The 13,114-nt window shown below is 63.6% G+C and carries 13 protein-coding genes and 1 pseudogene; 8 read left to right on the forward strand and 6 right to left on the reverse strand.

Annotated features, from left to right (window positions below; all coding sequences use genetic code 11):
• Nucleotides 1-87 precede the first annotated feature (87 nt).
• Nucleotides 88-378, forward strand: a complete 291-nt coding sequence (locus tag BUS06_RS15045; protein WP_143787521.1) for a hypothetical protein — start codon at nucleotides 88-90, stop codon at nucleotides 376-378.
• A 109-nt stretch (nucleotides 379-487) separates the two neighbouring features.
• Here BUS06_RS15045 and rluB read toward each other — a convergent pair whose 3' ends face one another.
• From rluB to BUS06_RS15065, 4 genes are all read right to left on the reverse strand, one after another.
• Nucleotides 488-2,332 (reverse strand): 23S rRNA pseudouridine(2605) synthase RluB, encoded by a 1,845-nt coding sequence (gene rluB, locus BUS06_RS15050; protein WP_074264989.1) that lies wholly within the window; start codon nucleotides 2,330-2,332, stop codon nucleotides 488-490.
• A gap of 62 nt (nucleotides 2,333-2,394) precedes the next feature.
• Nucleotides 2,395-3,474 carry an SMC-Scp complex subunit ScpB gene (gene scpB, locus BUS06_RS15055; protein ID WP_074264990.1) on the reverse strand — a complete coding sequence of 360 codons (1,080 nt, stop codon included), beginning with the start codon at nucleotides 3,472-3,474 and terminating at the stop codon, nucleotides 2,395-2,397.
• A 389-nt stretch (nucleotides 3,475-3,863) separates the two neighbouring features.
• The gene (locus BUS06_RS15060) at nucleotides 3,864-5,066 is read right to left on the reverse strand and encodes a pyridoxal phosphate-dependent aminotransferase (RefSeq protein WP_074264991.1); all 1,203 of its coding nucleotides are present in this window, start codon (nucleotides 5,064-5,066) and stop codon (nucleotides 3,864-3,866) included.
• 77 nt (nucleotides 5,067-5,143) lie between these two features.
• Complete coding sequence (locus BUS06_RS15065) at nucleotides 5,144-6,046, reverse strand: LysR family transcriptional regulator (protein ID WP_074264992.1); 903 nt, start codon at nucleotides 6,044-6,046, stop codon at nucleotides 5,144-5,146.
• 409 nt (nucleotides 6,047-6,455) lie between these two features.
• On the opposite strand from BUS06_RS15065, the pseudogene BUS06_RS15070 reads away from it, so the two are divergent.
• Nucleotides 6,456-6,851 (forward strand): annotated as a pseudogene (locus tag BUS06_RS15070) (transposase); the annotation flags it as partial.
• A gap of 277 nt (nucleotides 6,852-7,128) precedes the next feature.
• Nucleotides 7,129-7,380: a hypothetical protein gene (locus BUS06_RS15075; protein ID WP_074264993.1), complete on the forward strand. Its 252-nt coding sequence runs from the start codon at nucleotides 7,129-7,131 to the stop codon at nucleotides 7,378-7,380.
• A 289-nt stretch (nucleotides 7,381-7,669) separates the two neighbouring features.
• On the opposite strand, the gene BUS06_RS15080 is transcribed toward BUS06_RS15075, so the two are convergent.
• The gene (locus tag BUS06_RS15080; RefSeq protein WP_074264994.1) at nucleotides 7,670-7,984 is read right to left on the reverse strand and encodes a hypothetical protein; all 315 of its coding nucleotides are present in this window, start codon (nucleotides 7,982-7,984) and stop codon (nucleotides 7,670-7,672) included.
• A 272-nt stretch (nucleotides 7,985-8,256) separates the two neighbouring features.
• Between BUS06_RS15080 and BUS06_RS15085 the strand changes: the two genes are divergently transcribed.
• From BUS06_RS15085 to BUS06_RS15100, 4 genes are all read left to right on the forward strand, one after another.
• Nucleotides 8,257-8,976 (forward strand): YdcF family protein, encoded by a 720-nt coding sequence (locus BUS06_RS15085; RefSeq protein ID WP_429287537.1) that lies wholly within the window; start codon nucleotides 8,257-8,259, stop codon nucleotides 8,974-8,976.
• A gap of 355 nt (nucleotides 8,977-9,331) precedes the next feature.
• The gene (locus BUS06_RS15090) at nucleotides 9,332-9,592 is read left to right on the forward strand and encodes a hypothetical protein (protein WP_074264995.1); all 261 of its coding nucleotides are present in this window, start codon (nucleotides 9,332-9,334) and stop codon (nucleotides 9,590-9,592) included.
• Between the two features lie 181 nt (nucleotides 9,593-9,773).
• Nucleotides 9,774-10,031 carry a DNA-binding protein gene (locus BUS06_RS15095; protein WP_074264996.1) on the forward strand — a complete coding sequence of 86 codons (258 nt, stop codon included), beginning with the start codon at nucleotides 9,774-9,776 and terminating at the stop codon, nucleotides 10,029-10,031.
• Between the two features lie 491 nt (nucleotides 10,032-10,522).
• The gene (locus tag BUS06_RS15100; protein ID WP_074264997.1) at nucleotides 10,523-11,806 is read left to right on the forward strand and encodes a sensor domain-containing phosphodiesterase; all 1,284 of its coding nucleotides are present in this window, start codon (nucleotides 10,523-10,525) and stop codon (nucleotides 11,804-11,806) included.
• Between the two features lie 13 nt (nucleotides 11,807-11,819).
• Here BUS06_RS15100 and arfB read toward each other — a convergent pair whose 3' ends face one another.
• Nucleotides 11,820-12,227 (reverse strand): alternative ribosome rescue aminoacyl-tRNA hydrolase ArfB, encoded by a 408-nt coding sequence (arfB, locus tag BUS06_RS15105; RefSeq protein WP_074264998.1) that lies wholly within the window; start codon nucleotides 12,225-12,227, stop codon nucleotides 11,820-11,822.
• Between the two features lie 219 nt (nucleotides 12,228-12,446).
• Between arfB and BUS06_RS15110 the strand changes: the two genes are divergently transcribed.
• Nucleotides 12,447-13,088, forward strand: a complete 642-nt coding sequence (locus tag BUS06_RS15110; protein ID WP_074264999.1) for a VC0807 family protein — start codon at nucleotides 12,447-12,449, stop codon at nucleotides 13,086-13,088.
• The last annotated feature ends 26 nt before the right edge of the window (nucleotides 13,089-13,114 follow it).

Consider the following 13,114-nt stretch of genomic DNA (forward strand, 5'->3'; position numbering starts at 1 on the left):
AGATGTTCGCGCGGCAAGCCTGCCGGTTTTACCTGCAAACAACCTGCGGGCCGCGCGCCAAGCTGGCGCACGTTCGTGCTACCCGAGATGCCGAACCACAAACTAAAGCGGCAAAAAAAAATGGGCGAAACGCCCATCATCTTATTGCCGGTGGTCGCACCTGAGCCGCACATGAAAAGCCGCACGCCCAGCGACTCTGCGATTGTAGCCATTTTTCAGGACAAACGCAAACCGGCGCAGGGCATGAAACACGCATTTCCGCTTGATTTCACTGCGATCTTGGCTCAGATGGGGGCGAAAAGCGCATTGCGCAAGGTGTTCGGCGCAGCTTGCGGGGTTAGATCGCCAGTGGATCTCGCCCCGAATTTTGCATTCTGATTTTGCGGCCCGAATTTACGTTTTGTGGCGTGCTCGTCTTTTGCACGAAGCAGGCGTGCCCGACACGCCTGTCGAAACCCTTGCGCGGGCCGTATCCAGCCCTGCTGTCCTAGCGACCGCGCGAGCGTCCGCGAGGACCGCCGCCGCGATTCGCTCCGGCGTTCGGATTGCCGCCGCCCGAGCGGTTCGCATTGCCGCCGCGGTTGCCCGGGCCTGCACCCGGTCCGCGACCGCCGCCGTTGCCCGGGTTGCCACCCGCGGCGCCAGCGCGCTTGCCGCCGCCAGCAGCACGATTGCCGTTGCCCGACGGCGCACGGTTGCCATCGACTTCGCGGCCACCGCGCGGCACATTCGCCCCGCCACCGCTGCTCATCGGACCGGTGAAACCACCGCCGCTCGCACCCCGTCCCGCACCGCGACCGTAACCGCCGCCAAAGCCGGAACCGGCGCCACCGCCGAAACCACCACCTGCCGCACCGCGACGCTGACCACCGCCACGCGGCGGTTGCTGATCGAAACGGCCATGCGACATCAGCACCGGCTCGCGATTAATGAAGCCCATCGAGGTTTGCATCGGATCCGGCTGCTTGCGCTCAGGCGCCGCGCTGCGGCCACCCTTTTCTTCGCTGGTGGCCTTCAGCCCCACCGATGCCATCAGGCTGCGCACCTGGTTGTCTTCGAGTTCTTCCCAACGGCCGCGCTTCAGACCCTTCGGCAGCGAGATCGGGCCGTGGCGGGTACGGATCAGGCGGCTGACCATCAGGCCGGCTGCTTCGAACATGCGGCGCACCTCGCGATTGCGGCCTTCGGCCAGCGCGACGTGATACCAGTGATTGGTGCCTTCGCCGCCGCCATCGCGGATACGCAGGAAGTTCGCCGGGCCGTCTTCGAGTTCGACGCCGTGCAACAGTTTCTGACGCATCCCTTCGGCCAGCTCACCGACCACGCGTACCGCGTACTCGCGCTCGACGCTGTAACGCGGATGCATGAAGCGGTTTGCCAGATCGCCCGAGGTGGTCAGCATCAGCAGGCCTTCGGTGTTGAAGTCGAGACGGCCGACCGCCAGCCACTTGGCGGTTTTCATCGGCGGCAGCTTGTCGAACACCGACGGACGCCCTTCCGGATCGGCGTGACTGACAATTTCGCCAGTCGGCTTGTGGTACAGCAGCACGCGCGGCGGCTTGTTTTGCAGCTTGCGCTTGACCGGCTTGCCGTTAATGCGAACCTGATCGGTCGGCATGATGCGTTGACCGATGTGAGCCGGCTCGCCGTTGACCGAAACGCGGCCGGCGATGATCAGCTCTTCCATATCGCGGCGCGAACCCATGCCCGCTTCGGCGAGCACCTTGTGCAGCTTCGGTGCGTCGTCGTCCGGGGACAGCACTCGCTTCGGCGCAGCCGGCTTGCCACGACGCAGCATCGGGGCGCGCACGCCGCCGGTGGTGCTGTTGTCCGCGTCGAACGCGGGCGAGGTCACGTAAGAAAACAGATCGTCCGGGTTCGCGTCCGACGCGGCCGCGGCCACGACCGGCGCTTCGCCGCCACGGCGATTCTGACGCGGGCGGCCGCCTTCGCGCGGACCACCCTCACGGTTCGCCGCGCCTTCGCGCTTGCCACCTGCATTGCGGCGCGGACCCTGCCCCTTGGAGCCCGGTTCCTTGCGCGGCATGCGAACCTGCGCGACTACTTCGCCGTCCGGCGGCGCTTCCGTCACGACCGGTTCGGCCGCACCTTCCGCAGTCTTGTTCTTCGCCCCCGCGCGACGTCGCGCGATCAGGCTACGCGGCCCGCGGCGCAGTCCGCGGCGCGGACGTTCTTCGCCCTCGGCGCCTTCGGCGTTCGCCGGGCGATCGGACTCGCCTCCCGGTGCCTGCGAAGTACGCGTTTCGCCGGCGCGCGTGGCATGCACAGCGTGCTCGGATTCGGACGAATCGGTATCGTGGGTATCTGTCAAAACAACCTCAAAATGTCAGGTCGCGCGCGCCCGTTGCGGGCGCGGCAAAAAGTTCGGTTACGTCAGGCGCTGCGCGACTCGTTTTCGTCGTCGGTCAGTACGCCCGCGTCCTGTGCGACATCGTGGCGATCTTCTGGATCGCCATGCGCCACACGTGTCGGGTTCGACTCGACGGCGTGCTCCGTACCGCGGAGTTCGCCCGAGTCGTGCGCGGGTGTTGCGGGACCGGCCTGGGAGACCGGATCCTGATCTTGTGCAACCGGAGCGGCGCTTGCGGCGGCATCGGCTTGCGGTTCAGCATGTTCTTCAGCAGCAGTGCCGTGGTCCGGCTCTGCAAGGCCAGCTATTTCCGTTCCTGCCGGCGGCGCCGCCTCGGCGTCTTGAGCAAGCACATCTTCTTGAGCCGGGGCATCTTCATGTTCGGCAAAAGTGGGCTCGACACTATCGTGGGCACTGTTCAGCGCCGCAGCCACGGGCTGCTCTACGGCAACCGGTGCGTCAGCGGCCACGTCTTCCCCCGATACCGTAGCGTGGGCCGATGCCTCGGCGTCTATCTCTTCGTTCCCTTGCGCTACAGCGTCAGGAAATTCGATCGCATGCTGGCCCAGCAGATCGGCGTTCAGCTGCGCAGACGGATCGTCCAGCGGCGGCAATTCGTCAAGTGCCCGCAAACCGAGGTCGTCGAGAAACTGCCGGGTGGTCGCGTACAGCGCAGGCCTGCCGGGCACGTCACGATGGCCGATTACTTCGATCCAGCCTCTATCCTCGAGTTGCTTCACCACCTGCGTGTTCACCGTCACGCCACGAATCTCTTCGATATCGCCGCGTGTGACCGGTTGCCGATACGCAATAATCGCGAGCGTCTCGAGAACGGCGCGCGAGTATTTCGGCGGTTTCTCGGGATGCAGTCGATCCAGATACGAACGCATCGCGGGCTTGCTTTGAAACCGCCAGCCCGACGCAAGCCCAACCAGCTCTACGCCGCGCCCGGACCAATCGTGTTTCAGGTCTTCGAGCAACGTGCGAACCGTATCTGCCGACACGCCGTCGGCAAAGAGCTTGCGCAGCTCAGCGAGCTTTAAAGGCTCCTGCGCGCAGATCAAGGCAGTCTCGAGGACGATCTTCGCCTCTTGGGTATTCATGCAGCTAGGTCAGACCCTGTGGTCAAAGAACCGGATCAAACAGACGATTTGGAACTGAAGACGCGCTCGCCCGATTCTGATCGGTCATATTGATGGGAGCACGCACCGGGGGGAGGCGAAACAGGCAATCGAGCCAAACCCAGCCGGACGGAGCAGCGATATTCCTGCAAGGAATCGCGTGACTGAGCGCCATATTACGCAAAAACATTCAATGCGTAAAGACGAAATCCCGGCGACTCCCGCATTTCATGTGCATTTTCCGTACGCGCTTTTCAGCCCTGCATTTCGTTCCTGTGGACGCTTTAACGGCCGCCCGCTTCAAAACGGTGTCACAAGACGGACTCACCCGAGCCCAATACCGCTCTGCCGCGGCCACGGAAGCCACGCGTTCAGCTCGCAGCGTGCTGTGCGAGGAACTGCCCAAGCCGAGCGACGCCGGCGTCGAGGCGGGCCGGGTCGCAGGCGTAGCACCAGCGCACGAACCCCTCGCCCTCCTGACCGAAAGCGCTGCCGGGCGCGAGGCCCAGGCCCACCTCGCGCACCAGCGCCTTGCACAGGGCAAGACTCTGCGCCGCGCCTGGCAGCGAGAAGAACAGATACATCGCACCCAGCGGGGCCTTCACGTCGACCCCTGGCAGCGCGGAGAGCGCCTCGACCAGGTGATCGCGGGAAGTCTGCAGGTCGGCCACCAGTTGCCGCGTGAGCTGCTCGCCCTGCTGAACGGCGGCCACCCCTGCCAGTTGCACGAAGGCCGGCGCGCACGACGTGTTGTACTCGACCAGCTTGCCCAGATCGTCCATCAAGGCCGCCGGCGCGACGATCCAGCCGAGCCGCCAGCCGGTCATCAGCCACGCCTTCGAGAACGAGTTGACGCAGATCACGCGCTCGTCGCGTCCGGCCAGATCCAGAAAAGACGGCGCGCTGCGGGCCGCATCGCCAGCATAGTAAAGCCGCTCGTAGACCTCGTCGGCGACGATCCAGATGCCATGCCGCCGGCAATGCTCGAGCACGATGCGTTGCTGGTCCACGCTCATCACCCAGCCGGTCGGATTATTCGGCGAGTTGATCAGCAAGAGCTTCGTGTCCGGCGTGAGGGCAGCAAGCAGGCGCTCCAGATCAAGCGTCCAGCCTTGTGCGCCATAACCGAGCGCGACGGTCTCGACATGGGCGCCGAGGATCTTCGGAATCTCGACCAGATTCGGCCAGAGCGGCGTGACCGCCACCACCCGGTCGCCGGCGCCTACCACCAGCTGCGCAGCCAGCATCAAGGCGTTGACCCCGGCACTGGTGACCGCGATGTGGTTATCCGAGGTCGCGCCGTGCAGACGCGTCACGTAGCCGGCAAGCGTTTCGCGCAGTGGCGCAATGCCGAGGTTGTGGGTGTAGAAGGTGGCGCCCTGGGCGAGTGCATCGCTCGCCGCCGTCCGGATGAACTCCGGCGTCACGCGATCGGACTCGCCGAACCAGAACGGCAGCACGTTCTCCACACCAAACCCGGCGTTGGCCACTTCACGAATCTGGGAGGGGCGCAGCGCACGGACGGCGTCACGCGCGTTCGACAGGAAAGGGGCGGACAGATCGGATTCGCTCATCAAGACATCCAGGCAGGTCGGTTCAGGTTATGAGACATGTGTCACACAGGCCGATAGTTTAGCCAACTCGCCCCGTTCTACCGCAGATCCTCCGCGCGCGCCGGCAATTGCCGGATCAAGCCCCACACCGCCTCCGCCGCCGGCGACAGCGACCGGTCGCGCCGCCGCACCAGTTCGACCGTGCGCTCGGCGCGCGGCACCAGCGGCCGCGCCACCAGTGAGGTATCCGCGGGCAGCGGCAAAGCCAGCCACGGCAGCACGCTGACGCCCACGCCCGCCTCCACCAGCCCGAACACGGTGGCCGAATGCCCCAGTTCCTGCACCACCGTGGCGCTGACGCCATGCTCGCTCATGACGGCGTCGATGATCGGCCGGCTACCGGACGCGTAATCGAGCATCACGAGCCGCTGGCCTTCCAGGTCCGACCACGCTACCCGCGTCTTCGCCGCCAGCGGGTGATCGGCGCGCGAGACGAGACAGAACGAATCGGTCATCAGCGGCTCGCTCAGCAGATCGTCCGCGGAAAACGGCCCAATGACGACCCCGAAATCGACCTCGCCCGACTTGACCTTGCGCACCACATCGCTTTGCACGTCGTCGCGCAGCCCCAGTGTGATGAAGGGAAACTGCTTTCCACAACCCGCCACCACCTGTGGCATCAACCGGCAGGCGACCGTCGGGCTCGCCGCCACCACCACCCGCCCGCGCCGCTGCTCGCCGATCTCGCGAATCTCACGCAGCGTGTCGTCGAGATCGGCTAACAGACGCGAGACGCTCGATACCAGGTTGCCGCCCACGTCGGTCAACTGAACCTCGCGGGTGGTCCGGTCGATCAGCTTGAGGCCGATTTCCGCCTCCAACTCCCGCACGCAGCGGCTCACCGCCGACTGCGTCAGCCCGATCTCGTCGCCTGCGCGGCTAAAGCTCTGCAAGCGCGCGACCTCAATGAAAACCCTTAGCTGGCGCAGCGTGACATTCATCCTGCTTCCTCATCAATGACCTCATTTGATGAGCATTGTATTGTTTCTTTTGGTGCCTCACAGCCATTCGATCATTTCGCTGCGATGCAGCAATAAGGCGCAAACGCACGTTGCGCGGGCCTGATTGCACAAGATTGGTGATTGTCCCGATTTGCGGGACGGCTTTTTTGGATTCTTATACGCCCCTGACTAACGCCCGCGCTGGCCCGATGTTACGGGGCTTCGAGGTAGTTTTTAACAAGATGGCACGCTTCGTGCATTTGGATGCGCACTGGGTCGGCGCCATGGACCTGGTTGCATAACCAGAACCGTGGCTAGCCCGACCCCGCCTGGCACTCGCGATTGAGTGCATGGAGAGTGCGCGGCGCGGGGCAGCGCACCGGAGTTAGCTTCGCTGAGGTGAGACATGATGCTGTTCGACGATTTGAGAGACAACGAGTGGGCGCTGGTCGAGGCGTTGTTCTGTGCGGAGCCAGCACGGAGCGAACGACGCGGTCGGCCACGTGTGGAAGCGCGCGCGGTTGTCAATGCGGTTCTGTGGGTACTCTCGACGGGAGAAGGCTGGTCCAAGCTTCCCGGCCGTTACCCCTCGCCGCCGACCTGCCGCCGCCGTTTCGACGAGTGGCAAGCTGATGGTACGCTCGCCGAAATAGTCAAGCGACTCGGCACGAGCGGCCGGGAAATCTCGCTGCGTGGCCGGATTGGCGCGACGGCTGCCAAGCCGCCCGCACCGCCGAGCCGCGACCGCCTGCGCGGCGCCTTCTGGACCAATCCGGAATCGTGGCGCGCGCCGGTCAAGATGGCCTGAGACACCGTTGTTATGCCGCCGGGCGCCCTTGGGCGCCCGGCGTGTATCTGCCAGACTGAACCCAGCCTGGGCTGTGTCGGCGACGGCGCAGCCGCGAGAGTCGCCGACGTGCGCGGTACGCTGTTCATCAGCGCCGCGCCGCAATCCCGACTGCCGAGCTACAGACACGCAGTGAAACATCCATTTACGATTACTTACAGCGTGCTTTCGCTCCTGAGCATACCGTATGAGTATGCACAAAAACCCAAGCCAACGGGTTTGAATGGAGCCCAGCATGAAACCAATGTCACTGCTTCTGTGCGGCATTGTCGTTTCATTGATTGCCGCACCTACCTTCGCACAGCAAAGGTCCCAAGGTTGGAACTGGCGGCCTGACCGTACTGCCTCGCTCGAGACGTGGCAACAGGGCGAGCGCCCTCGGGAATTCACTCCGCCCGCACCGCGCGGCGATTTGCGCGGCGACATTGCAAGTAATGTACGCACGCGGCCGGAGCCGCCGCGCGAGAGCGAGCAACGCCGTCATTAAAACGACGCGTCAGCGGGCTCTGCACGAAAGCCCTGAATCGATTGCGAAACAGACAGCCCTGACGCGGGTAAACCTTGCGGAGAATCGCAGGAATTCGCGAGCATTCGTGGGAACCAGCGGGACTCGAGCCAGTCTCATCTATGCCATCAGCACAGCGTGGCAGTAGTAATTCCGGTACGCCCGTATCCTTGCGATACGGGCTTTTTTTGCGGATTTGCGAAAGTGCGCAGCAATGCCAAAGCACCGGCGGCGACGCGCCGGCGCCTGTCCTCGAACAGCGCAGTTTGACCTACGGGCGAACTTCCAGATCCGCCGTACGTCTCTCCGCGGCAACGTAATCGTTCATCCTGCGCGCGGTCCAGTTCAGCGAACGCTCATCGCGCTCGAGGCGGGCAAATTCGGCCCGGCCCCGGTCGGTCAGCACAGCGATGTCGACCGGCGCATGAAAACCCGGAGCAGGTGCAACCGTGCGTTGCCGAACCGTCTCCATCAAGCCGAGCGCGCGAAGATATTCGAATACACCCGGGCGCCGGGCCCACGGGACCTGGCGGTATTGCGCCCGCCGCAGCGCTTCAAGAACTGCTTCGTTGGAATACGTGGTCATCTCACTTCTTTCTTAAAGTGCAGCCCATGACACATCTTTGCGCAGCACATCACCGCGCCACCAGTGACGCGCGTAGCACCCACCCATGGCAGGAAGCGCATCGCAAGGGCGATGCCACCGTCTCCCGCCAGGCGCCACCTGTTATTCCATGTTTTGGGGTCCCCGATCGAACCTCGTGCTAGCGTCCTTTTCACGTGCCTATGATGCGACCGAGGTGGCGCGATAGCGGCAGGCGTGAATGTCCCCAAAAACCATACGTTACCCCATTTAAATTGATTCTATTCACTTTATTGGCGCTTTTTTTTGCAGCAATTCTGCTAACGAGGCGAGCGCGCGTCCCGCTCGCACTGGCCGTTATGGCCCTCTTCTGGCTGTTTGCGGCGGGCTGGCTAGCAGCGCCGCTGCTCGACTGGGCCCAACGCAATCCGCAACCCCTGACGCCCCCAAAGTACGGCGCGCACACGGTGATTGTGATGCTAGGCAGCGGCACCTACTATGACGACGATCATAAACTGGTCCCGAAGCGTGACGCATTGGCGCGGATCGCGACGAGCGCCGAAATCTATTCGGCATGCAAACGAACCGGCGCACTTTGCGAAGTCATCATCAGCGGCGGCAACCCGCAGAGGCACGAAGCGTCGGAAGCCGATACCTACCTGCCCTACCTGCTGCAGAGGCAGGTACCGCGTGCAGACGTCACCCTCGAAAACCGCAGTCTCACGACCTACGAGAACGCCCGTGACGTGGCCGCGCTCCTGCAGGCGCAGCACTACGATTCGTTGATCCTGGTCACGTCCGCGTTTCAGATGCCGCGCGCGCTGCTCGATTTCCATCGCTTCGGACTCGCGCCTGAACCCGTCATCTCCAATACGCGCCATGTACGCGTCGGACTGCTGCCGCGTTACGAGAATTTCGTCAACGCGGAGATTGCGTTGCATGAACTGGTCGGCATTGCGCAGTTTCATGTGTACCGGTGGCTCGGGTGGTTCTAAGTGCGGCGGTCGTGCGCGTGGCGGCCGCCGCGCATCGACGCTTCACGCTTTTAGTTAGTTATACGTACTTATTTGCGAGCCGCCCGCCGCATACCCCCGAAAGCGGCGGCAAGCTGGCGGCGTCGAGACCGCGCAGCTTCTTCCGACACTGCCCAGGGGCGGGCTCGCCACGCGGCAATAACGCCCGTTGCATATCGCCTGTCATCCCGGAAATAGGCCGCAAACGTAAGCAAATGTAACTATCCGTCAAAACTGTTACAAAGCTTCTGTTGGGGCGGATATTGCTCGCTAGAATGCACTGTCCTTCCTGATCGGACAGGCAGTACCTAGCCACAACCACTCTACGGAGGTAACGATGAAGAAAGTGTCCCTGGCGATCCTGGTTTCCCTCTCGGCCCTGACGGGCGCAGCGTATGCACAGACCGACAACGGCGTCACGATGAGTACCGATCCGGCCAAGGCCGCCGACGTCGAACAACGTGCCCAAGATTTGCAAGCCCAGCAACAAGCTGCGGAAAGCCAGCATTCTTCCATGCCGGCCATGCATCACAAGATGGAACACAAGAAGGCGCCGCATCATATGAAAGCGGCAAAGCCTGACGCGGCCAGCCAATAATTGCACGTGGCCCGCACCTGACCGTTTGGCTGCCCTGCGCAGCCGCTCAGCGAAGGTCGAAAAGCCGAAGCCGGTCATGCCAGCTTCGGCTTTTTGTTGTCTGCCGCGCGCAGGCGGTATGCTAAAGTCGCGCACCGAAGAACCACCCCCAACCCGTGCGCACCCTGGTGCGGAGGACAGAATGAGCAACATCCAGCTTGACATCGAATGGACCGAAGCGGCATCCCGCAAGATCGAAAAACTGATGCCGCGCGGCGGTCAGGAAGCGTACCTTGCGCTGCCACCGGTTGAATGTTTGCCGATGGAGGGCGACGTGCTGTTCCTCGGCCCCGATGGCAAACAACAACCGTTTATTGTCGCGGAACGCCAGTATCACCACGATGGCGATGCGGACTGGACCATCATCCTGATTCTCGACGTACCGCAGTCGACGCACTAAGCATTGCAGACAGACGGCGGGCGAAACGGGTGAAACGTTTTTTTCGCCGCCCGGTTTCCCCGACGGAATTGCCATCTCCGCGCCTTCCGCCGTGCTGAGTTCCGTTTAGCAAAGAGCAGGACATCTGCCGCCTCATGAACTGCATGCGGGCATGCTTGCGTGCATCGCGTTGCCGCCGCAAACATCTGCACAAATGCCCAAAAATCCGGCGTCGGAGAGAGACCCGACCTCGACTTTGGCGGGCAGCCTCCACACCCCCGTGCTACCGTTATTCCCATACGCAGACGGCCTTGCGCGTGTGTGATAACCCGTACATTCACGCGAAGTTCGAACTGCTAGACTGTTTTTCGACCTATTAGTCGGAGGCCAGCGTGGCTGGAATCGAGCTCCGTCTCTTCGGGCAGCGTCTTCGCCCTGCCAACGCCACGGCCCAGTTCCGGTGCGGCGCAGGACTTCGTTGTGCCGCATCGCACGCCTGAGACCACGCCACCATGCCCACCGTCGAAGAACTGACGCTGACCGGACTTCTGCCCCATCTGGTGCGCGACGAGAGCGGCTGGACCGCCACATGGCGGGCACTGACGCTGCATAGCGTGTTTCAGCCCGTACTCTCGATCACCCATCAACGCATAGTCGGTTATGAAGCGCTGTTGCGGGCCTTCGATCCCGTCGGGCTGCCCGTCACGCCGGATGTGCTGTTTTCGGGCACACGCTCGGCGAGCGAAGCACGCGAGCTTGACCGTATCTGCCGTTGCCTGCATGTGGCCAACTTCATGGAGCAGAACGTCCCGGTGGGGTGGCTGTTCCTCAACACGCGGCCGCAAGTGTTCGAAACCGGCTGGCCGCAACGCGCTTTTATCGACGAACTGTCTGCACACTTCGGACTGCCTCAGGAACGCATCGTCATCGAAGTGCTCGAGCAGCCGGCCGACGATGAATCGGCGGTGGCCAGCATGCTGAGCGCCTCTCAACCACGCGACTTCCTGATCGCCATCGACGACTTCGGCACCGGCTTTTCGAACTTCGACCGGGTGTGGCGCTTCCGCCCCGACATCGTCAAGCTCGACCGTTCGTTGGTGGCCCGCGCAGGCAAACGCCAGGGCGAGGAATCTCTGATCGGCCACCTGATCGCCATGCTGCACCAATCGGGGACGCTGGTGCTGGCCGAAGGCGTCGAGACCGACGATGAGCTGATGATCCTGATGCAGGCCGACGTGGACTTCGTCCAGGGGTTCTGGCTGGGCCAGCCGAAGGGCTCGGTACAGGCTGCCTGCGAGCGCGTGCCCGCGCTGATCGACTCGATGTGGCGCAAGTTCGCCGACTACGAACGCAAGTACGCGCGTCACCAGCGACTTGGCTTCGAAGGATTCGCAGAAGCCGTCCTGGCGGCAGCGGGCAGCTTCGCGGCGAACGGCGATCTGGCGCAGGCTGCCCAGTTCGTCTTTTCGATTCCGGAGGCGCGCCGGGTGTTCGTCACGGATGCGCAAGGGGAGCAAACCTCTCCGTCGATCTGTGCGCCATCGGTACCTGCGCCGCCCGAGCGGCTCGCGCCGCTATTGGCGACGACGCGCAGCAACTGGTCGCGCCGGGCCTACTTCAAGCATGCGCTAGCCGCACCTGGCCGGGTTGCCATGATGGGCCCGCACTACTCGCTGATCGACGGCGAAGACTGCTACACCGCAGCCGTCACACTCGAGCGCAACGGCGAGACAACGATCCTGTGCGTCGATTTCATTCCCACGGCCCGCAACGCGCCCGTCACGCGCAAGCGTTGAGGTCCAGTCCGGTTCAATCGTCGATGCGCCCGCCGCGGCCGGACTTGATCTCGCTGCGATGCGCCTTGGTTTCGAGCCGGCGCCGGTTCGACGCCCGCGTGGGCCGCGTTGCGACACGTGGGGTGCGGGTGACACTGACGCTCTGAATCAGTTCGTCGAGCCGCGCCAGTGCCGACGCACGATTCATCTCCTGGGTGCGATACTCCTGGGCCTTGATGATGACGACACCGTCACGCGTCAGCCGGCGATCCGACAGCGCAAGGAGCCGCATCTTCAGGACGTCGGGCAACGACGACGCGCGCACATCGAAGCGCAGATGTATCGCGCTCGACACCTTGTTGACGTTCTGCCCACCGGCCCCTTGCGCGCGCACAGCGGTCAGTTCGATTTCATTGGGCGGGATCGGATAGCGAGATGTCATGGCATGGTATGGAGCAACGAACACGCAAGTGTACACATGCGCCCTGAGGGCGTCTTGCGCATCAAAACACGCACATCAAAACAAACCAAAGAGCTTGCGCATAGGGAGCCGATTCCACCCGGGCTCCGCCATAGGCAAGCCGGCCCAATGCAGAAAAACGGTTGCCGCCTGCCCCTGCCTCGCCGATACTCGCACCCATCGCTTACAACGTAAATCAGAATGAAACTGCGCCCCGCTTTCCTGCTCGAACTGGCGGTCAACCTGCTGCTGCCATGGCTCGCGTACCGGCTCGCGGCGCCCCATTGGGGCGAGACCGGCGGCCTGATCGCTTCGGCCGTGCCGCCGGTGATCTGGAGCCTCGTCGAACTGGCTCGCTTTCGGCGCGTCGACGCCCTCAGCGTGATCGTGCTGCTCGGCATTGTGCTGTCGATCGGCGCGATGGCGCTGGGCGGCAGCCCGCGCATGCTGCTGTTGCGCGAGTCGCTGGTGTCCGGCGCAGTCGGCGTGGCTTTCCTGCTCTCGCTGCCGATGCCCCGGCCGCTGATCTTCTACCTCGCACGTGCCACTGTGGCGCGCGAAGTGGCTGGCGGCGGCGCACGCATCGACGCGCTGTGGAACGAGCGCCCCGCTTTCGCCTCCTCCATGCGCATGATGACCGCCGTATGGGGCGTGGGCCTCACCGGCGAAACGGCAATACGTTCGTGGATGGCCTGGACCTGGCCGATCGAACGCTTCCTGGTAGTCTCTCCGTTCATCGGCTACGGCATCTATGGCGGCCTGCTGGCCTGGACGCTGTGGTATCGCAAGAAATTGCGCGACCGCGCCGGCGGCGGCGTGCAGGCGAACAGCATGCCCGGCTAAGCAGCATTGGGCGGGCTAGCCCCAAA

Origin of the sequence: Paraburkholderia phenazinium (assembly GCF_900141745.1) — a bacterium.
In the GTDB taxonomy this organism is placed as follows: domain Bacteria; phylum Pseudomonadota; class Gammaproteobacteria; order Burkholderiales; family Burkholderiaceae; genus Paraburkholderia; species Paraburkholderia phenazinium_B.